The organism is Pseudomonas huaxiensis (genome assembly GCF_003231275.1).
GTDB lineage: Bacteria > Pseudomonadota > Gammaproteobacteria > Pseudomonadales > Pseudomonadaceae > Aquipseudomonas > Aquipseudomonas huaxiensis.
This window is the reverse complement of the sequence record NZ_QKVL01000026.1, coordinates 68347-87845: the sequence shown is the minus strand read 5'-3', so window position 1 is coordinate 87845 and position 19499 is coordinate 68347. Positions and strand designations below refer to the sequence as shown.

The 19499-nt window shown below is 64.9% G+C and carries 16 protein-coding genes; 10 read left to right on the top strand and 6 right to left on the bottom strand.

Annotated elements, in window-relative coordinates; translation table 11 throughout:
* Nucleotides 1–15 precede the first annotated feature (15 nt).
* The 3 genes from DM374_RS22855 to DM374_RS22845 all read right to left on the bottom strand — a co-directional run bounded on the left by DM374_RS22855 (nt 16) and on the right by DM374_RS22845 (nt 4351).
* Complete coding sequence (locus DM374_RS22855; RefSeq protein ID WP_110971928.1) at nt 16–2784, bottom strand: TonB-dependent receptor; 2769 nt, start codon at nt 2782–2784, stop codon at nt 16–18.
* Nucleotides 2785–2885: 101 nt separating this feature from the next.
* Nucleotides 2886–3845: a FecR family protein gene (locus DM374_RS22850; protein ID WP_110971927.1), complete on the bottom strand. Its 960-nt coding sequence runs from the start codon at nt 3843–3845 to the stop codon at nt 2886–2888.
* A complete protein-coding gene (locus DM374_RS22845) occupies nt 3842–4351 on the bottom strand; it encodes a sigma-70 family RNA polymerase sigma factor (protein WP_110971926.1) in 510 nt (169 codons plus the stop codon). Before DM374_RS22845 ends, DM374_RS22850 begins: the two co-directional genes overlap by 4 nt.
* Before the next feature lie 236 nt (nt 4352–4587).
* Between DM374_RS22845 and DM374_RS22840 the strand changes: the two genes are divergently transcribed.
* Nucleotides 4588–5274 carry a helix-turn-helix domain-containing protein gene (locus DM374_RS22840; RefSeq protein ID WP_110971925.1) on the top strand — a complete coding sequence of 229 codons (687 nt, stop codon included), beginning with the start codon at nt 4588–4590 and terminating at the stop codon, nt 5272–5274.
* On the opposite strand, the gene DM374_RS22835 is transcribed toward DM374_RS22840, so the two are convergent.
* On the bottom strand, nt 5251–6150 hold the full coding sequence (locus DM374_RS22835) for a sterol desaturase family protein (RefSeq protein WP_110971924.1): 900 nt from the start codon (nt 6148–6150) through the stop codon (nt 5251–5253). The two genes, DM374_RS22840 and DM374_RS22835, sit on opposite strands and share 24 nt — an antisense overlap.
* Nucleotides 6151–6238: 88 nt before the next feature.
* On the bottom strand, nt 6239–6880 hold the full coding sequence (locus tag DM374_RS22830) for a TetR/AcrR family transcriptional regulator (RefSeq protein WP_110971923.1): 642 nt from the start codon (nt 6878–6880) through the stop codon (nt 6239–6241).
* A 295-nt stretch (nt 6881–7175) separates the two neighbouring features.
* Here DM374_RS22830 and DM374_RS22825 point away from each other — a divergent pair, with 295 nt between their 5' ends.
* The 7 genes from DM374_RS22825 (at nt 7176) to DM374_RS22795 (ending at nt 16720) form a co-directional block, all read left to right on the top strand.
* Nucleotides 7176–8975, top strand: coding sequence for an ABC transporter ATP-binding protein (locus tag DM374_RS22825; protein WP_110971922.1), 1800 nt, complete (start codon nt 7176–7178; stop codon nt 8973–8975).
* A complete protein-coding gene (locus DM374_RS22820) occupies nt 8969–10729 on the top strand; it encodes an ABC transporter ATP-binding protein (RefSeq protein WP_110971921.1) in 1761 nt (586 codons plus the stop codon). The genes DM374_RS22825 and DM374_RS22820 overlap by 7 nt, the downstream gene beginning before the upstream one ends.
* Nucleotides 10729–11670 carry an ABC transporter permease gene (locus tag DM374_RS22815; RefSeq protein ID WP_110971937.1) on the top strand — a complete coding sequence of 314 codons (942 nt, stop codon included), beginning with the start codon at nt 10729–10731 and terminating at the stop codon, nt 11668–11670. Before DM374_RS22820 ends, DM374_RS22815 begins: the two co-directional genes overlap by 1 nt.
* Nucleotides 11670–12617, top strand: a complete 948-nt coding sequence (locus DM374_RS22810) for an iron chelate uptake ABC transporter family permease subunit (RefSeq protein WP_110971920.1) — start codon at nt 11670–11672, stop codon at nt 12615–12617. Before DM374_RS22815 ends, DM374_RS22810 begins: the two co-directional genes overlap by 1 nt.
* On the top strand, nt 12614–13384 hold the full coding sequence (locus DM374_RS22805; protein WP_110971919.1) for an iron ABC transporter ATP-binding protein: 771 nt from the start codon (nt 12614–12616) through the stop codon (nt 13382–13384). Before DM374_RS22810 ends, DM374_RS22805 begins: the two co-directional genes overlap by 4 nt.
* A gap of 1 nt (nt 13385) precedes the next feature.
* On the top strand, nt 13386–14381 hold the full coding sequence (locus DM374_RS22800; protein WP_110971918.1) for a siderophore ABC transporter substrate-binding protein: 996 nt from the start codon (nt 13386–13388) through the stop codon (nt 14379–14381).
* Between the two features lie 221 nt (nt 14382–14602).
* A complete protein-coding gene (locus DM374_RS22795; protein WP_110971936.1) occupies nt 14603–16720 on the top strand; it encodes a TonB-dependent receptor in 2118 nt (705 codons plus the stop codon).
* 3 nt (nt 16721–16723) lie between these two features.
* Here DM374_RS22795 and gcvA read toward each other — a convergent pair whose 3' ends face one another.
* Nucleotides 16724–17629 (bottom strand): transcriptional regulator GcvA, encoded by a 906-nt coding sequence (gene gcvA / locus DM374_RS22790; RefSeq protein ID WP_110971917.1) that lies wholly within the window; start codon nt 17627–17629, stop codon nt 16724–16726.
* Nucleotides 17630–17773: 144 nt separating this feature from the next.
* Here gcvA and DM374_RS22785 point away from each other — a divergent pair, with 144 nt between their 5' ends.
* Nucleotides 17774–18397, top strand: coding sequence for a glutathione S-transferase family protein (locus tag DM374_RS22785; RefSeq protein WP_110971916.1), 624 nt, complete (start codon nt 17774–17776; stop codon nt 18395–18397).
* Nucleotides 18398–18411: 14 nt separating this feature from the next.
* The gene (locus DM374_RS22780; protein WP_225422563.1) at nt 18412–19431 is read left to right on the top strand and encodes an LLM class oxidoreductase; all 1020 of its coding nucleotides are present in this window, start codon (nt 18412–18414) and stop codon (nt 19429–19431) included.
* Nucleotides 19432–19499: the final 68 nt, after the last annotated feature.

Below are 19499 nucleotides of genomic sequence, written 5' to 3'. Positions count from 1 at the left end.
GCTGCTGTTCCCCGTTTAGAACTGGTAGTTCAAACCGACGTAATAGAAACCGCCGGACGCACCGGCCGGGGCGATGAAGCCGTAGCGGTTGATGCCGTTGACCTGGTTGAACGACTTGTACTTCTCGGGATAGGTATCGAACAGGTTGTTGGCGCCCACGTTCAGGCCCAGCTCGCGGGTCAACTGGTAGCGCACATCGAGGTCCACGACCCATTGCGCGCTGAAGGTCTGGTCCTGGTTGGCGAGGGTGGGATGGTTGTAGGTGTATTCGCCAAACCGGGTGGCCTGGACGTTCACGCCCCACTTGCCCAGGGTGTAGTCGCTGGACAGGATCAGCTTGTTTTCCGGCGTGCCGTTTTCCGGGTTGAGCAGCACGTCGCGGGTGAACAGGGTGGTCCCCGTGCGGGTCGGCACGCTGCCCTGTTTCACGTTGCTGACCTTGGTGTCGGTAACGCTGAAACCAGCGCCGAGATCCAGCCGGCCGAATGCTTGAAGGTCCAGCCGATGTTTGAGCTGGGCGTCGATGCCACGGGTCTTGGTGTCATAACCGTTGGTGTAGAACGAGGCGCCGGTAAATGCGCTGAGGCCGGCCTGGGCGAGGATGTCGCGCACGGCCGTGGAGCTGTTGTTGGCGGGGTCTTGCAGGGTGGAGGTGGCGAGGATGTTGCCGTCGATATCGATGCGGTAGGCATCGATGGTCAACGACGTGCGGTCGGTAGGTGTCCACACGAAACCGAGCGACAGGTTGCGGGCTTTTACCGCGTCCAGGTCCTTGGCACCGAAGGCTGCCACGGCGCTGTCGCCAGGGCGAAACAGACGGGTGCGGCCTGGCGCGGCGGCGCCGCCGTCGAAGCTCCAGTTGCCGGTGTAGGTGGTGGTCTGGGTCGACAGTTGGCCCAGGCTCGGTGCGCGGTAGCCGGTGCTGAAGGTGGAGCGCACGGCGAACTCCGGGGTGAAGGTGTAGCGCGCCGACAGCTTGCCGTTGACCGTGTCGCCGAAGTCCGAATAGTTCTCCGCACGCAAGGCGGTGCCCAGTTCGAGGTTCTCGGTCAGGTGACCTTCGAGGCCCGCGTACAAGCCGTAGACGTTGCGCGACAGGCTGCCAAGGTCGTCCGGGTTGATGCCGGCGATGTCCACGGCGCCAAACCGCGCGCGCTGGCCGGCACCCAGTTGGCCTGCGGGGATCAGCCCGCCGCCGTAGTCCCAGGATTGCTCGTCGCCGATCTCGTTGATGGCGAAGTTTTCATGCCGGTAGGCGGCGCCGCCCGACAGGGTCCAGGGCGAGGGTGCCCAACTGAAGTTCAGCTCGTGGTCCCAGTCGAGCGCGAGGTTGGTGGTCTTGCTCTCGCTGGCGCCGCGGTAGAAGTGCGTTGCGGTGGCCAGGCCATAACTCGGGCTGAGGCTGTTTTCCAGGTAACCCTTGACCTCGTTCTTGCCGTAGGACACCGACAGGTCGAAGTTGCCGAGCAGATCGTCGGCGTATTTCAGGCCGGCGACCGCTGACTGGTCATAGCGTTTTTCCGAGACCCGTGGCTGAAAGCCGTTGGGGTAGATCGCCTTGATGTTGTCCCGCGAGCTGGCGTAGTTGGGGTTCACATCGTTGATGTTGTTCGAGTAGCCGTAGTTGAGCGTGGTGTAGAGCCTGGCCTGGTCGTTCAGCCCCAGCTCGGCGTTGGCCAGCAGCGAGCCCTGTTCGCGTCCGCCCTGGCCCCAGCGCCCCGTCCTCAGGTCGCCGGCGGGGCCTGCGTTGACGTACTGGTGGTCGACGCCGCTGCGGTCCACCGGGTTGTTGCTCAAGCCATCGGCGCTGAGGGTGAGGAAGCCGTCGCCTGGCAGGCTGGTGCCCCACCAGCCGCTGGCGTTGCGGGTTTCGCCGTCGCCCTTTTTGTACTGGCCGTAACGGGTCTGCAGGCCACCGCCGCTGTCGCGCTCCTTGAGCACGATATTGAGGACGCCGGCGATGGCATCCGAGCCGTACTGCGCCGAGGCACCATCACGCAGGACTTCCACCCGCTCGATGGCGCTGATGGGGATGTTGTTCAGCTCCACCAGTTGATCGGCGCCCCACGGATCGACGCCTGACAGGCGCCCGGTGGGGTTACGGCGTTTGCCGTTGACCAGGATCAGCGTGTAGGCGGGGCTCAGCCCGCGCAGGGAGGCGGCACGAACCGCGCTGGTGCCTTTGGAGGCGTTCTGGCCCTGCGGGAAGTTGAACGATGGCACCAGTTGGGTCAGCGCCTGGTTGAGCGTGACGGCACCGGTGTTCTGGATCTGCTCGGGGCTGATCAGCTCGACGGGCGCCAGGCTTTTCAGCGCCGTGACATCCTGCCGCCGGGTGCCGAGCGTGACCACGGTGGCCAGCGTCGTATCGGATTGCGCCGCCGGGGACGAAGTGTGCGCGCGGCTGGCTTTGACCGGTTGCGCCGCTGAACGCTTGGCGCCGGCGAGGCTGATCACGATGGCGCCGCTGGGCGTGTAGTTGGCCTGCAGGCCGGTGTCGCGCAGCGCGCGGTCGATGGCCTGGTCGCGGCTGAGATCGCCACGAATGGCTGGGCTGTTCAAACCTTCCAGCGAGGCCTGGTCGAAGGAGATCGGCGTGCGGGTCTGGTGAGAAATCGTCAGCAGGGTGTCGGCGAGCGGGCCGGCGTCGATGGCGAAGTACTCGCGGTGCTGATCGGCTTTGGCGTTGTCATCCGCCGCGGCGATTTCCGGCACCGCGGCGAGGCTCAGCAGCAGGGCATAGGCGAGTGGGGCAAGGGCGAAGGTTCGGGACGGTGTCGGCATTTCGAATTTCACTATTCACGGAGATGTTCCCTCCATGAGCAACTGCTTCAGTGAATTTTCAGTTTTGCCCTAGATCGTTTTGGCTTATCGATAGAACCGGCTCAGGCGCGATCGATGCTGATCCAGTACGCGCTGAAGCGCCGCACCTTGATGGGCAGTTGCTGTTCGAGCATTTCCAGCGACTGGTCACTGTTGTCCAGCGGGTACAAGCCGCTGACGGTCAGGTCGGCAAGGCTGCTGTCGAGCCTGACGATGCCCGGGCGGTAGCTGCGGATCGTCTCGACAACCTCGGCCAGTGGCTGGTTGCGCGCTTCCAGCCAACCATCCAGCCAGGCCGCTTCGCCCCTCATCAGCGGTTGTTGATGGACGATGGCCTTGTTGTCGAACAGCACGCTGCGGCGCGACTCGATGGTGACCACGGCGCCGTGCTCGGGTATCAGTCGCAGCGGTCCGTCCAGCGTGGCAATGCGTGTCGCCTCGGGGTTCTGACGCACCATCAGGCGCCCGCCGTTGCTCCTGATCACACCTTGGGCCGTGCGCAGGACAAACGGCACATGGGCGTCCTTGGCCACGTCCAGCACCAGTTCGCCCTGATGCAGTTGCAACTGGCGCTGATTGTCGACGAAGGCAGTGGACACCCGGCTGCGGGCATTGAGTTGCAGGCGACTGCCATCGACCAACTGCCAGTTGCGGCGCTCGGCCGTGCCGGTTTGCAGCTCATTGGGCGAGGGCCACTGCACCGCGCGGCCCAGCAGGCCGATCGACAAGGCCAGGCCACCGAGTGCCAGGCTGTTGCGCAAGAATGTGCGGCGCCCGGACGGCGCATTGATGGCGTGGAGTATCGGGGCGCTCGGGCGTCCGCGCAGCGGCGAACCTTGCGCGGTATCGAGGCCGATCTGAATACGCCTGAAAGCGTCGGCGTGGCGGCTGTCGGTGGCGCGCCACGTTTCGAACGCCTGGTGCTCGCCGGGGCTGACTTCGCCGGACTGCAAGCGCACCATCCACAGGATGGCTTCTTCGGCGATCGGGTCTTTGAAGGCCCGGTCAGGTGCATGCTTCATGAATCGAATACCTGATAACAGCAACGCAGTGCCTGGGCCATGTAGCCGTGGACGGTGCCGAGGGAAATCCCCAGCCGTTCACAGATCTTCGAATAGGGCAGGCCCTCGATCTGGTTGAGGATAAACACCGCTTTGGCCTGGCGATTGAGACCGTCCAGCAGTTGGTCGATCGCCATCAGGCTTTCAATCAGCATCATCTGTTCTTCAGGTGAGGGATGAAAAACTTCGGGGATGTTTTGCATGGCTTGCAGATAGGCGCGCGACAGGTCGCGCCGTCGCCAGCCTTCATAGATCAGCCGCTGGGCGATGGTGCTCAACAAGGCCCGGGGCTCGCGAAACGCGGCCGGATCGGGCATCGTCAGCACGCGGGCGAAGGTTTCTGCGGCGATGTCTTCTGCATTGTGTGGACAGTCCATGCGCGAGCGGACGCGCGCGCAGAGCCACTGGTAATTGAGTTTGAAAAGCTGCCCGATTCGTTCCCGATTTTCCGCGCTTGAAGCAGTCATGTCTTTCACGCAAAAAAAGCTGCTGCCTTGCCCCTGTGTAAGGTGTTCAGCCAGCGATTCGATCTTGGCGTCCTTTCGTGACGGTGCGCCCTGTCCATTTGCAACAGACAGTGGGCGGACTATGAACGAATGGTACTGAGTGGTGAAAGAATAAAAACGGCGAAGTAAATGCCGTTTTTGAATAAGAAGCGCGCAAAGCTGTTTGGCGACTTTGGCTAAAAAACTCGGAGGAACCCGTGCAACAGCAGCAACCGGACCCGCGCTGGCAAGGTGACCTCTGGCTGGCAACCGACTACTGCCTGATCGCCGGGCGGGCAGGCCACACCGACGACCACGCGCACTATCCCCATCAGGTGCTGATCGCCGCTGAAGGCAGCGTCGAGGCGCTGGTCGACGGCACGCTCGAGCGCGGCGCCGTGGTGCCGATCGAGTCGGGGCGACAGCATGCGATCCTCACCGAGCAACCGCTGATCAGCCTGTTCGCCGAGCCGCTGGCGTTCGAATTGCCGGCATTGCGGCACGCCTGCGAGCAGGCCGGGGGCGACCCTCAGCAGTTGATCGAAACGCTGAACAGCCTTCCCCGTCGTGCCTTGCAGCCTAGGTTATCCAAGGCGCTGCAGCGTATTCGCCTGCTCGACGCCGACACGCTGCCGGCCTCCGTGCTGGCCAACGAGGCGGCACTTTCCATTAGCCAACTGGAGCGCTTGTTCAGCGGACAACTGGGCGCATCTGTGCGCCGGTTGGTGCTGTGGCAGCGTCTGCGGTTTGCCTTGCAACTCGCTTTGTCGGGCAACAGCCTGACCACCGCGGCGGCGACTGCCGGTTTCGCCGACTCCGCGCATTTGTCGCGCTGTATCCGCCGCCACTTCGGCATTCGCGCCGACCACAGCGTGCGCCATCTACGCCTGCACGTGATCGGCTAGCGCATCGCGCAGGCCGGCGGGCAAGGGGGCGGGCGGGTGCGTCGCCTGGGCGCCGGTAAACGGCTGGCGCAGTTGTGCCCAGTAGGCCACCGGGTAGTCGGGGTGGTCGCCGATCCCCAGGTCATCGTTGGCCAGCGCGTAATCCGGCAAATGCAGCGCTGTGCCCAGCAGGCGATCCCACACGCTGAAGAACAGTGCGAAATTCACATCGCCGTTGGTCCCGTACTTCAAGTGATGCAGGCGATGCACCGGCGCCCAGGCGAACACATGGCGCAGCGCGCCGAGGCGCATGTCGACGTTGCTGTGCTGCAGCAGCAACTGGATGGAAATGCTGAAGGCCAACAGTGCCGTGACCTCTTGCGGCAACCCGCACAGCAGTAACGGCAACGTCCCGCCCAGGGCTTCGAGCAACTGGTGCAGCGGGTGCTTCATCAGCCCGTTGAAACCATAGAGCCGGGTGACGCTGTGGTGCACCGCATGCAACCGCCACAACGGTGCGCAACGGTGGCTGGCGTAGTGCACGAGGGTGATGCCCAGATCCGCGATGGGCAGTGCCAGCAGCAATTGCGCGCCAACCGGCCAGTGGCTCGGCCAGATACCGATATCGGGCAGCACCACGGCGATCAGGGGGATGGCGGCCACGCTCAGCACGTTGAGGCTTTCGTTGACGGCGGCGTGAAGGGTGTCCCGGCGGCTGTCGTTTTGCGGCGTGTTCCAGTGCGGCCGATACGGCCACAGGTGCTCGCACAGCGCGCTCACGCCTATCGCCGTCAGTAGCAATAACAGCAGCCAGCCGGGGCTCGCGTCGTGGGTGATGAGAAACACCCCGGCACCGATGAAACCGAAGAAAAACACTGGACCGTACAGGCTGCGCATCTCGCTGCTCCTTGAAGAATGGAGCGGCGAGTCTCGGCCAGGTGCGCTTGGTGGCGCTTGAACAAACGGCGCATGCGCAGGTGAGGGTTCAACTGGCCGGGAGCGCTGCCGCATCACCAGGTGCGTCTTCTTCCAGAAGGGCCAATGCGCCGACGATCAGCGCGCGCATGCCCTGGATCAGTTCCGCTTCCATCTCCGCCTCTTCGGCTGCGCGTTCGGCGTCGTCGGAAAGGCCCTGGCCCGCGACCGAATACACCGTGTCGGCCACGGCGATGCCGTGGAACGCCAGGGTCGCGAGCAGCCAGCGCGCCTGGTCTTGGGCGATGCCGTACGCCTCGGCGATGTGGAGCTGATGCCCGCCGATCTTGTCGATCATGGGTTGTGTCGCCGCCGAGCGACGGATCACGTAGGGCGTCAGACCGGGATGGGCTTTGACGAACTCGCGCACCGAGGTGGTGAACAGGGTCAGGTAGTTCCGCAGGCTGACCTGTTCACCGTCGCCCGCCCGCGGAATCTGCCAGCGGGTGAAGATCGCTTCAGCCACCAGGCGCTTGAGCGCTTCCAGGTTGGCCACATGTTTGTACAGCGCCATATGGCTGACCCCGAGCGCGGCGGCGACGCCGACGAACGTGATGTTCGGCAGGCCGATCTCGATGCCCACTTCGGCGATCCGCTCTGGCGTGATGGTTCGCGGTCGCCCGCGAGCCGGAGGTTGATCCGGGTTTTTCATGCTTTCTCCTCAATGGAAAACGACGGTCGTGTGGCCGTCTTGTCTGCCTGACGGCTATTAGTTTATAGTCATGCAACTAATTCTGGTTATGATTCTTTTTTATTCCCGAGGTTGCTCCATGAGTGTGCCTTCGCCTCTCTGTCACGGGCTCTGGAAGACGGCAGCGTCACGCCTGCGATATCCCTCGGGACGGGTCAGGCGCCACGTTCGCGTGCGCCAGGCAGGTGGTCAAGCGCTTCGGGCCTGACCGGCTGCAACTCATCCTCTTTTTTCAAATTTCTGGACGTTTCCTTTCATGAGCACCCATGACGCGGCTTCGGCCGACCCCGGAAAAGCCGGCCCGATCAGCCGGATCCTGCGACCCGTTCGTGGGCGCTTGATTGTCGCCGCGGTTCTGGCCGGCGTGGGCGCGATGTTGACGCTGGTGCCGCTGGCGGGCGTCGAGCATATCGCCCGGCTGGTTCTCGGCGAGAAGGCTGCCGCCGCGAGCGTGGTGCAGGGCGAGATCTGGTCGACGGTCATTGTCAGCATCCTCAGCCTGTTTGCCGGCATGGCGCTGATTACCGTCGGCGAACTGCTTGCTCACCTTGCCGACAACCGCATCACCCATCACTTGCGCCTGGCCATTGCGCAGCGCCTGAGCCGGGTGCCGCTGGGCTGGTTCAGCAGCCGTGCATCGAGCGAGGTGAAGCGGGCGATGCAGGACGACATCGGCACCCTGCACAGCCTCACCGCGCATTTCTACACGACGCTGGGCCGGGCCGTTGGGGCCTTGCTGATTTCGCTTGTCTACCTGTTCGCGATGGACTGGCGCATGGCGATCGTCTCGCTGCTGCCGTTTCCGGGCTTCTTCCTGTTCTTCGGTCGGGCACTCAAGGCCGGCGGGGCGAACATGGACGCCTTCGTCAGCGGTATGGGCCGCATCGACAACGCGGTGGTCGAGTTCGTCAACGGCATTCCGGTGGTGAAGGCGTTCGGCGCCAGCGGCAAGGCGCACGCCAGTTACCGTGAGGCGATCGATGATTTTGCCCGGGTCTTTGTCGACTTCACCCGCCCGCTGGTGGCCTCGATGGCCAACGCCAACGCGATGATCGCATCCGTGGCGGTGCTGGGCGTGGTGCTGCTGTGCGGAACGTTGTTCGTCGGCCTGGGCTGGATCGCACCGCTCGACGTTCTGCCGTTCGCCCTTGTAGCGCCCGGCCTGTGCGCGCCGTTGCTGTTGCTGCACTACATCACTCACGACCTGAACCACGCGGTCGGCGCGGCCCAGCGCGTGCAGGCGTTGCTGGAGACGCCGACGCTGGAGCAGCCGGCGCCCGGCGTGCGGCAATTGCCCGTCGGTAGCGAGATCCGCCTGGAGCAGGTCAGCTATGGCTACGAGGCATCGAGCCCGGTGCTTTCGGCGATCAACCTGACCCTCGCCCCCGGCACCACGACCGCCATCGTCGGCCCCTCCGGCGCCGGCAAATCGACCCTGGCCCGCCTGCTGTTGCGCTTCTTCGACCCCACTGAGGGGCGCATCACCCTGGGTGGTGTGGACCTGCGGCATATCGAGACGCCGGAGCTGTACCGGCGTATCGGCTTCGTGCTGCAGGAGGTGCGGCTGATCCATGCCAGCGTGCGCGACAACATCGCGCTGGGCCGGCCCACGGCCAGCCAGCAGGAGATCGAAGACGCTGCCCGCACGGCAAACATCCACGAACGGATTCTCGACCTGCCACGCGGCTACGACGCGGTGATCGGTGAGGACGCGCAGTTCTCCGGCGGTGAGTTGCAGCGGCTGAGCATCGCCCGCGCGGTGTTGCTCGATCCGCCGGTGCTGGTCCTCGACGAAGCCACGGCGGCGGCTGACGCCGGCAACGAAGTGGCGATCCAGGACGCGCTGTCGCGCTTTGCCAAGGGGCGCACGCTGCTGGTGATCGCCCACCGGCTGGACACGGTGAAGCACGCCGACCAGATCATCGTGATCGCCAACGGCGTCATTCACGAACAGGGCCGCCATGCCGAGCTGATTGCGCGCAAGGGGCTCTATGCACGGTTGTGGGCGCTGGGCGGCCATGACCAAAACCAGAACGTGGCGGTGCCGACATGCTGAAGACCTTCATGCATCTGCTGGGCGACGATGCGCCCGTGTTCCGCCGCTACCTGTGGATGGCTGTGTTCAACGGCCTGCTCAGCGGCCTGACCATCACCACGCTGGTGCCGGTGCTCGGTCGCCTGTTGCTGGGCGATGTGCACGGCGCGGCGCAGTGGCTGCTGCTGTTGCTGGTGGGGATGCTGGCGTGCTGGGCGTGGCGCCGCCGCGTGGAAAAGGCCGGCGTGGCGGTGGGCGTGGCGGTGTTGCGCGGGGCGCGGCATCGGCTCGGCGACCATGTCGCGCGCCTGCCGCTGGGCTGGTTCTCGGCGCCGAACACGGCCCGGCTCGGGCATGTCATCACCCAGGGCATGATGGCCGTGGCCCAGCTTCCCGCGCATGTGTTCACGCCGCTGATCAGTGGCGCGGTGACGCCGCTGGTGATGGTGGCTGCGCTGTTCGCGCTGCATTGGCCGATGGGTCTGATCGCGCTGCTGGCGTTGCCGGTTCTGCTGGCGGTGCTGTTGCTCACGGCGCGCCTCGGGCGGCGCGCGGACCACGCCTTTCACCACCACTTCGCCGCCACCAGCCAGCGCATGGTCGAGTTCGCTCAGGCGCAGTCGGTGCTCCGTGCCTTCAATGGCGGCGGCACACGCTTGCTGGAGCAGGCCATCGACCAGCAACGGCAGTCGAGCATGCGCCTGATCTATCAGTCTTCGCTGTCGACGGTGCTCAACGCCTGGGCCGTGCAGGCGGTGTTCGCCGCCTTGCTGGTCGCCGCCGTGCTGTGGCTCAACGGCCAGCTCGGCGTTGCGCTGGAGCCGGGCGCGGTGGTGGCGGTGATCGTCGCGTTGCTGCTGGCCAGCCGTTACATCGACCCGTTGCTGGACGTCGCCAGCTATGCCGAGATCCTGCGCGGTGCGCACGGCCAGCTCGATGCGGCATACGAGATTCTCGCGGTGCAGCCATTGCCAGGGGCGCAGCAGCCGCAAGCGCCGGCGGATGGTTCGATCGAGTTGCGCGAGGTGAGTTTCCGCTATGGGGCTGATCCGCTCGACGTGCTGCGTGACGTAAGCCTGCGTATCGCGCCGGGGAGCATGACCGCGCTGATCGGTGAGTCCGGGTCGGGCAAAAGCACGTTGCTGCGGCTGATCGCGCGCTTCTTCGACGTGAGCCAGGGCAGCCTGCTGGTGGGTGGCGTGGACGTGCGGCAGATGTCCGGCCCGCAACTGGCCGGGCAGCTCAGCCAGATCTTCCAGGACAGTTACCTGTTCCAGGGCAGCATCGCCGACAACATCCGCCTCGGCAAACCTGACGCCAGCCTCGCCGAGATCATGGACGCCGCGCAGCAGGCCGGTGTGGCCGAGATCATTGCGCGCTTGCCGCAGGGCATCGACACGCCGGTGGGCGAGGGCGGCACGCGGCTGTCGGGCGGCGAGCGCCAACGCATCGCCATCGCCCGCGCGCTGATCAAGGACGCACCAATCCTGCTGGTGGACGAAGCCACGGCGGCGCTGGACGCGGAAAACCAGGCGGCCATCGCCCAGGTGCTCGCCAACCTGCGTGGCCGGCGCACGGTGGTGGTGATCGCCCATCAGCTTTCCACGGTGGCGATGGCGGACCAGATCATCGTGCTGGAAAACGGTCAGGTGGTGGAGCAGGGCGCACCCGCAGAGTTGCACGCCCGCCAGGGGCGTTACGCGCAGTTTCTCGAGCAGCGCCGGGCGGCCAGCGGCTGGCGTATCGCACCGGCTGCGGGTGACGACCCATGCTGATGCGCGCCTCCTGGCTCGGCCTGTTCGTGCTCCTCTGCGGCGCTTCACTGTTGATCGGCGCGCGGCAGATGGCGTGGTCGCAGGTGTGGTCATTGTCGGGCGATGCCTGGCTGACGCTGACGGCCAGTCGCCTGCCGCGCCTGGCGGCGCTGGTGCTGACCGGCGTCGGCCTGTCGGTGTGCGGGGTGATCCTCCAGCACATCGTGCGCAACAAGTTTGTCGAGCCGGGCACTGCGGGCGGGCTGGATGCGGCCAAGCTCGGCATCCTGATGTCGCTGGTGGTCGCACCCGCCGCCGGTACGACCGGGCGGATGCTGTTCGCGTTGGCGTTCTGCTTTGTCGCGAGCCTGGTTTTTGTCGCGATCATTCGCCGTATCCGCTTCAAGAGCGCGCTGCTGGTGCCGGTCATCGGCCTGATGTACGGCGGCGTGCTGAGTGCTCTCGCCGAGTTCTACGCCTACCGCAACAACATTCTGCAAAGCATGCAGGGCTGGCTGCTGGGGGATTTTTCCCGGGTGGTGCAGGGCAGCTACGAAATCATTTACCTGATCCTGCCGATCGTCGCGCTGACCTACCTGTACGCGCAGCGTTTCACCGTGCTCGGCATGGGCGAGGGCATGACCAGCAGCCTCGGCCTCAACTACCGGGCCACGGCGGCGGTGGGGCTGATGCTGGTGGCGGTCACGGTGTCGGCCACGGTGATTACCGTTGGCGCGATTCCCTTCGTCGGGCTGGTGATTCCCAACCTGGTCGCGTTGCGCTACGGCGACAACCTGAGCCGGACACTGCCCATCGTGGCGCTGGGCGGCGCGTCCTTGTTGCTGGTCTGCGACATCCTCGGGCGCCTGCTGATCTACCCGTTCGAGGTGCCGATCGGCCTGACCGCAGGGTGCGTCGGCGGTGTGTTGTTCTTCGCCTTGATCGTCTGGAGGCACCGGTGATGCGTCTGGCTCGTCGTCATGCGGTCTGGGTGCTGGTCGTCGCGCTGGGGCTGGCCTTCGTGTTCGTGCGCTCGGGCCTGGATTTCGATTATGTGATCCCCAAGCGGCTCGCCCGGCTGGCGGCCATGCTGATCGGTGGCGTGTGCATCGCCTGGTCCGCGATCGCGTTCCAGACCATTACCGGCAACCGCGTACTGACGCCGGCGATCATGGGCTACGAAGCGGTCTACCTGTTGCTGCAGGCGCTGCTGGTGCTGTTTATGGGCGCCCACAGCGTGGTGCTGCTGGGCGCCAACGGCAACTTCGCGCTGTCGGTGGTGATCCTGCTCGCCTACTCCTGGGCCATCCATCGCTGGCTGTTCCGAGATGGCCGCAGCAATGTCTATTTCCTGCTGTTGCTGGGGCTGGTGCTGACCCTGGTGATCAACACCTTCACCCAGTTCGTACAGCTCAAGGTCAGCCCCGGCGAGTTCTCGGTGCTGCTGGGTTTCAGCCAGACCTCGTTCAGCCGGGTGCAGCCGCAGCAGTTGCTGTATGCGGGGCTGCTCGTCGCGGCGGTGTGTCTGCTGGGCCTGAGGACGCTGGCCACCCTCGATGTGCTGGCGCTGGGCCGCGACCAGGCCATTTCCCTGGGCGTCGATTACCGCCGCAGCGTGCGCCTGCAGCTTGCACTGATCGCCGCGCTGGTGGCGATTTCTACCAGCCTGCTCGGGCCGACGGCGTTCATGGGCGTGTTCGTCGCCAACATCACCTACGCACTCGCCGGGACCTTCAGGCACCGCGTCACCTTGCCGATGGGCAGCGCGATTGCGGTGGGCATCCTGATCGTCGCCCAGCTCCTGGTCGAGCACGTCTTCAACTACAAAACCACCGTCAGCATTCTGGTCAATCTGGTGTGTGGCGCGTACTTCCTCGCACTGATGGTGCGCACTCGAGGGTCCCCATGATTACCGTCCACGACCTTCACAAACAGTACGGCGCCAGGACGGTGCTGTCCGGCGTGAGCACAGCGTTCCCGGCGCAGCGGCTGACGTCGCTGATCGGCCCCAATGGCGCGGGCAAGACCACCTTGCTGATGATGATCGCGCGGCTGCTGGCGCCCGGTCGCGGTGATATCCGCATCGAAGGGCGCAGCGTCTCCGGCATTGCCATCGGCGAGTACGCCAAGCGTGTCGCGACCTTGCGCCAGTCCCCGGATTTCAACCTGCGCCTGACGGTCGATGAGCTGGTCGCCTTCGGCCGCTTTCCCTACAGCCGTGGCGCGTTGACCCGCGAGGACCAGCGGGCGATCGATGAAGCCATCGCCTTCCTGTCGCTGGAGCCGCTGCGCCGGGCCTACCTCGACGAACTTAGCGGCGGCCAGCGGCAGATGGCGTTCCTGGCCATGACCATCGCCCAGCAGACCGACTACCTGTTGCTGGACGAGCCGCTGAACAACCTCGACATCAAGCACGCCGTGCAGATCATGCGCGCGCTTCGCCGGCTGTGCGACGAGTACGGGCGCACGGTGATCCTGGTGGTCCACGACATCAATTTCGCCGCCAACTATTCCGACCACATCGTCGCCATGAAGCAGGGCGCGGTGCATAGCGCCGGCAGCGTTGCCGAGGTGGTGACCGAGGCGACGCTGAGCGACCTGTATGGCCTGGATTTCGAGATCAGCCACGGCGAACGCGGCTGCCTGTGCAATTACTTCAACCCTCAGGAAAACTGAAATGACCGCACCTCATGGGAACAGACAGTGGGCGCTGGCGCTGCTGATGGCTGCCGCCGTCGCGCTGCCGGGCTGCGATGACACGTCCGCGCAACCGCCACAGGCCGCCGTTCAGGGCCAGCCCGAGCAAGCTGCTTTCGTGCCGGTCACGGTGCAGCACAAGCTGGGCACGACGGTGATCGAGCACGCCGTGCAACGCACCGTCGCCCTCGACATGAATGAAGTGGATTTCCTCGATCAACTGGGCGTTCCGGTCGCCGGCATGCCGAAGGATTTCGTCCCGCAGTTTCTCGCCCGCTACAAGGACGACCCGCAGGTCGCGGACCTCGGTTCGATCGTCCAGCCGAACCTGGAGCTGGTCCACGCCGCCAGGCCTGACCTGATCCTGATCACCTCGCTACAGGCCAACCACTACCAGGAACTGAGCGAGATGGCGCCGACGATCCATTTCGACGTGGATTACCGCGACAGCGAGGCCGGGCATATCAACGTCGTGCGCAATCATCTGCTGGCGCTCGGGCAGGTCTTCGGCAAGCAGGCGCTGGCCCAGGAAAAGGCCATGGCGCTGGATGCGCAGGTGGACAGCGTCCGCCGTGTAACGCAAGACCGCCCCGAGCGCGCGCTGGTGGTGCTGCACAACAACGGCGCGTTCAGCTCCTTCGGCGTGCAGTCCCGCTACGGCTTCGTGTTCAAGGACCTGGGTGTGAAACCGGCAGGCCCGAGCGCCGAGACTGGCCTGCATGGCCAGCCGATTTCCAGTGAATTCATCCAGCAGGCCAACCCCGACATCCTCTACGTGGTGGACCGCACTGCGGTGATGGAAGGCCGCCCGCCGATGGATGCCGAGAGCATGGGCAACCCGTTGCTGCGCCAGACCAACGCCTGGAAGAACGGCCGGGTGGTGTTCGTCGATGCCGAGGCCTGGTACGTCACCGCCGCCAGCCCGACCTCGATCAAGTTGGTGATCGACGACGTCCTCAAGGGCTATCAGCGCTGATCTACGGGGGAGATTTGTCCAGGCAAAAACCACGTTAACAAGTGATTCGCATTAGCCATCTTTCCTGCATTCAGATTCAAAAAATAACCATAAACAGTGTCCACTTAACGCAACGGAGCAACCGCGTGAGCAACCGCATCCTTCACCGCTTTCCCCTGAACACCACCGCTATCGCCGTGGGGCTGGCCCTGGGTTCCCTGGCCCTGGTCACGACACCGGCGATGGCCCAAGACACCGAACAGGCCGAGGCCACCGCCACGCCAGTGGTTAAAGACAACTCGGCCGCGGAACTGCCCGCCACTAACATCGACGGCCAGCGCATCGTCGACGACGCCTTGCCGCCCAGCTATGCCGGCGGGCAGGTGGCCTATGGCGGCCGGGTGGGGCTGCTGGGCAACAAAGACTTCATGGAAACGCCGTTCAGCAGCATCAGCTACACCGAGCAGTACATCGCTGACCTGCAAGCCCGGGAAGTCACCGACGTGATCGCCGCCACCGATCCGTCGGTATTCGCCAACGGCCTGAGCGGCACCTACAGCGAGAACTACTCCATCCGTGGGTTCGCCTCGAGCATCAGCGATGCCACCGTCGATGGCCTGTTTGGCATGGCGCCGTTCTATCGGATCTCGCCGGAAATGTACGAGCGCATCGAGGTGCTGAAAGGCCCGTCGGCGCTGCTCAACGGCATGCCACCTGGCGGTTCGGTGGGCGGCACGGTCAACCTGATACCCAAGCGCGCAGGGGATGAACCGCTGACCCGTGTTACCGGCAGCTACCTGTCTGATTCCCAATACGGCGGCCATCTCGATCTCGGTCGGCGCTTCGGTGAAGGCAACCAGTTCGGCGTGCGTTTCAATGGGGTCTACCGCGATGGCGACACCGCCACCGAGCATCAGCAAAAGCGCACCGGCCTGACGTCGCTTGCTCTGGACTGGCGTGGTGAACGAGCGAAGGTCTCCGTCGATCTGTACGACAGCGATGACTACACCAAGGGCCAGAACCGCGGCCTGGGCCTGGCTGCGAATGTGTCGGTGCCGAGCGCGCCGAAGGCCGACACGCTGCTCAATCCGAACTGGGCCTATGTCGAGAACAAGGACAAGGGCGTGATCCTGCGCGGCGAGTACGCACTGAACGATCAGTTGATGGCCTATGCCGCCTTGGGCACCAGCAAGACCGATTACCAGTACAGCGGCGCCATGACCGCACAGTTGATCAACAACGCCGGCGACTTCACCACCACCATGGGGCAACTGAAGTTCGAGCTGGAAAAGACTTCCGGCGAAGTCGGGCTCAGAGGTCATTTCCAGAATCTCGACATCAATCATCAGTGGTCGCTTAACGTCACCCACTACGAAGACGAGCAAAAGGACTACGGCCGCCGCTCGGTGCCGGGCGCCAACTGGACCACCAATATCCACAACCCGGTTTGGGGGCCGAAGGCAGCGGAAAGCTTCCCGCTGATCGCCCACACCGAAAACCGCCTGCGCAGCATCGGGCTGGCCGATACCTTGTCGGTGTTCGATGATCGCCTGCAACTGACCCTCGGGGTGCGCCGTCAGGAAGTGCTCACCGATACCTTCAGCGTCAACACCGGCGCGCGCAGCTCGCGCTATGACGAGAGCGCCAACACGCCGGCAGGGGCGGTGCTGTTCAAGGTCACCGACAGCCTGTCGCTCTACGCCAACTACATCGAGGGCCTGAGCAAGGGTGCTGCTGCACCGATCACTGCCAACAACTACGGCGATGTGTTCGCACCGGCGAAAACCAAGCAGAAGGAAATCGGCCTCAAGCTCGACCTGGGCACCTTCAGCCACACCCTCGCGGTGTATGAAATCAAGAAACCCGGCAGCTACACCGACCCGGTCACCAACATCTTCTCCTTTGGCGGCGAGCAGCGTAACCGTGGCGTGGAGTGGGGCTTCTTCGGCTCACCGCTGGAGGATGTGCGCCTGATGGGCGGCATCGCCCACGTCGACCCGAAACTCACCAAAACCTCCGGCGGCGTCAACGAAGGCAAGAAAGCCACCGGCTATCCCGAACTGCAAGGCAAGCTGGGTGCGGAATGGGACACCCCGGTGCTGGACGGCCTGACCCTGACGGGGAATGCCACCGCCGTCTCCAAGCAATACATCAGCGCCGACAACAGCCTGTCGATTCCCGGTTACACCGTCTATGACGTGGGCGCGCGCTATGTCACCAAGGTCGCCAGCCGGCCGGTGACCCTGCGGGGCGAGGTGACCAACGTCACCAACAAGGCCTACTGGGGCGTGCCGCTCACCGCCAGCCTGGGGCTGGGAGCACCGCGGACGCTGGCGTTGTCGGCGACGGTGGATTTCTAAGGTTCACGGGCTCGCAGGATCAGGGCTGAAGCCGGCTTCTTCCCTGATCCACGCCACGAACGCGGCCACTTCCTCCCGCTGCCCGGCCTCGGGCAGCATCACCAGGTAATACGCGAAGCGCGCCGGCCAGGGCTTATCCAGGGCCAGCGCCAGGCGCCCTTCGGCGATTTCTTCCCGCGCATATTCCTGCGGCACCAGCGCCAGCCCCTGTCCGGCGACTGCGGCGCGAATCAGCAAATAATCATCGTCAAACGCCGTGCCGCGCTCGGCACGCGGGTCTTCGGCCGCGCCATGGGCGGCGAGCCACAGGGCCCAGTCCGCGCGGTCGGAATCCTGTAGCAGCGGATAGCCGAGGCAGTCGGCCGGCTCCCGCAATGGCGGGCCCGACGCGAGCAACGCGGGGCTGGCGACCGGCAACAGCACCGGGGCCATCAGGTGCTCCGAAAGCAGTCCGGGGTAGTCGCCCAGACCGTGGCGGATGGCGACATCGACCCGGTCACGCTGAAGATCCACCAACCCCGCCGACGCTTCGACGCGGACTTCGATATCCGCATGGCGAGCATTGAAGCGCCCCAGTCGCGGCACCAGCCAGGAGGCGGCAAAGGAGGGCACCGTGCTGATCGTCAGGGTGCGGCGTGCGCGGCTGGCTTCGAGCAGGTGCAGGGCCTGTTCGATCTGGTCGAAGGCCATCAACAGCGTCGGATAGACCCGTGCGCCGGCTTCGGTCAGTTCCATGCGCAAGCGGCTGCGCACGAACAGCGGCAGGCCGACACGCGCCTCCAGATGACGGATCTGCTGGCTCACCGCACCCGAGGTGACCCCCAGCGCGGCGGCGGCATGCTTGATGCTGCCGTGGCGACCGACTTCGGCGAACGCGCGCAGTGCGAGCAGTGGGAAGACAGGATTCAAGGTTTAGCTGACCTAAAGAGTGGGTGAAGATCAAATCGTTTCTGTCTGAGCACAGACGAGGTGACCATGGGCTGAGCCGGATTGTTCTGGTTTAGCCAGGCTTTCTCAAGGAGAAAGTCGGCATCACCCGCAAGGAGCCCGTTGATGATCCACCTCTACTCCGACAGCTCACCCAATGGTTTCAAGGCCAGCATCGTCCTGGAAGAACTGGGCCTGCCGTATCGCCTGAATCACGTCCGCATCGATGCCGGGGAGCATCGTCTGCCGGAATTCCTCGCGCTCAATCCCCATGGGCGCATTCCGGTGCTGGTCGACGACGAAACGGGCGTGACCCTGTTCGAGTCCGCCGCCATTCTGCTGTACCTCGCCGAGAAGACCGGGCAACTGCTGCCGACGGACCTGCAAGGACGCTGGGAAGCGATCAAGTGGCTGCAGTTTCATGCCTCCAGCGTGGGGCCGATCATTGGCCAGCGGGTTCATTTCGAAGTGTTTGCCAAGCAGCCGGTACCCGTAGCGATCGAGCGTTTTCGGCGCCTGACCGACGATGCCTTCGCCGTTCTCGACCAGCGCGTGGCCGAGCAACCCTGGCTCGCGGGCAGCAGTTATTCCATCGCCGATATCGCCCAATTCGGCTGGAGTCATATCGCCCGGATCATCGATTTCGACTTCAGCCAGTACCGTCACCTGAGCGCCTGGCATGAGCGCGTCGCGGCGCGGCCGGCGGTACAGAAAGGCGTGACGCTGCCTGTCGCGGCGACCGGCGCATGAGCGGGGAAGAGGGCATGAAGGCTTTCAAAGGCGCGCCGTATTCCGCGTTCCACGCTCATCCTGGCTATCGGCGCATGTTCGCCCCGGACCGCCTGACCCTCGGGATCTTCCTGCCGCTGCGTTTCTACGAAGGCGACATGAGCGTCCTTGCTGGCCAGGCGGAACTGGTGACGACGATCGACCGGCTCGGATTCGCCGCGGTGTGGGTCCGCGATATCCCCCTGTTCGATCCGCAGTTCGGCGATGCCGGGCAGGTGTTCGATCCGTTCACCTACCTGGCCTTTCTCGCCGCCCGAACGCGGCATGTCGCGCTGGCCACCGGCAGCATCATCTTCTCGCTGCGTCATCCAATCGACCTGGCCAAGGCTAGCGCGACCATCGATCAGTTGTCGGGCGGGCGCCTGGTGTTGGGTATCGCCTCGGGTGACCGGCCCATCGAATTTCCCGCCTATGGTCTGGAGCATGCCCGGCGTGGCGAGCGTTTCGCCCAATCGGTGCGCTACTTCCGCCAGCTTATGGCGGCGGGATCGCTCGACGTGGACTCGCCGCTGGGGCACGTCCGCGACGCACAGTTGCTGCCTAAACCGGCCACCGGCGCGGTGCCGCTGATCGTCACCAGCTCGTCCGGCCAGTCGCTGGACTGGATCGCCGAACAGGCGGACGGTTGGCTGACCTACCCGGATGCGACCCACACCGTGCGCGGGCCGCAGCACCTGGCCGAGAAGATCCGCGCGTGGCGCGAGCGGATAGCGGACGGAGGGTTTCGTCCTCACATGACCAATGAATGGCTGGACCTGATGGACGACCCCGACCATCCGCCGACCCCACTGCGCGGTGGATTCGTCCTGCGGACCGGGCGCAATGGCTTGATCGCGCTGCTGGAGCGCTGGCAGGCGGCGGGGGTGAACCATGCCGCGCTGGGCATCCAGTTCTCGCAGCGGCCCGCGGCGGAGGTGATTCAGGAACTGGCTGAGGAGGTGTTGCCGCATTTCCCGTCGTTGCCGGGCCCGCAGCCGTTGCCGGTGCCGTGGTGACGGCGCACTGGAAATGAAAAACCCCTTGAGGCGGTTGGCCTCAAGGGGTTTTGGATGATGCGGGCGGA

What these genes read in the sequence shown, in the direction of transcription:
- DM374_RS22785 (WP_110971916.1), top strand. Translation starts at nt 17,774, where the DNA reads ATGATCCACCTCTACTCCGACAGCTCACCCAATGGTTTCAAGGCCAGC.
- DM374_RS22805 (WP_110971919.1), top strand. Translation starts at nt 12,614, where the DNA reads ATGATTACCGTCCACGACCTTCACAAACAGTACGGCGCCAGGACGGTG.
- DM374_RS22855 (WP_110971928.1), bottom strand. Translation starts at nt 2,784, where the DNA reads ATGCCGACACCGTCCCGAACCTTCGCCCTTGCCCCACTCGCCTATGCC.
- DM374_RS22835 (WP_110971924.1), bottom strand. Translation starts at nt 6,150, where the DNA reads ATGCGCAGCCTGTACGGTCCAGTGTTTTTCTTCGGTTTCATCGGTGCC.
- DM374_RS22830 (WP_110971923.1), bottom strand. Translation starts at nt 6,880, where the DNA reads ATGAAAAACCCGGATCAACCTCCGGCTCGCGGGCGACCGCGAACCATC.
- DM374_RS22815 (WP_110971937.1), top strand. Translation starts at nt 10,729, where the DNA reads ATGCGCGCCTCCTGGCTCGGCCTGTTCGTGCTCCTCTGCGGCGCTTCA.
- DM374_RS22820 (WP_110971921.1), top strand. Translation starts at nt 8,969, where the DNA reads ATGCTGAAGACCTTCATGCATCTGCTGGGCGACGATGCGCCCGTGTTC.
- DM374_RS22795 (WP_110971936.1), top strand. Translation starts at nt 14,603, where the DNA reads ATGGCCCAAGACACCGAACAGGCCGAGGCCACCGCCACGCCAGTGGTT.
- DM374_RS22780 (WP_225422563.1), top strand. Translation starts at nt 18,412, where the DNA reads ATGAAGGCTTTCAAAGGCGCGCCGTATTCCGCGTTCCACGCTCATCCT.
- DM374_RS22845 (WP_110971926.1), bottom strand. Translation starts at nt 4,351, where the DNA reads ATGACTGCTTCAAGCGCGGAAAATCGGGAACGAATCGGGCAGCTTTTC.
- DM374_RS22810 (WP_110971920.1), top strand. Translation starts at nt 11,670, where the DNA reads ATGCGTCTGGCTCGTCGTCATGCGGTCTGGGTGCTGGTCGTCGCGCTG.
- DM374_RS22800 (WP_110971918.1), top strand. Translation starts at nt 13,386, where the DNA reads ATGACCGCACCTCATGGGAACAGACAGTGGGCGCTGGCGCTGCTGATG.
- DM374_RS22850 (WP_110971927.1), bottom strand. Translation starts at nt 3,845, where the DNA reads ATGAAGCATGCACCTGACCGGGCCTTCAAAGACCCGATCGCCGAAGAA.
- DM374_RS22825 (WP_110971922.1), top strand. Translation starts at nt 7,176, where the DNA reads ATGAGCACCCATGACGCGGCTTCGGCCGACCCCGGAAAAGCCGGCCCG.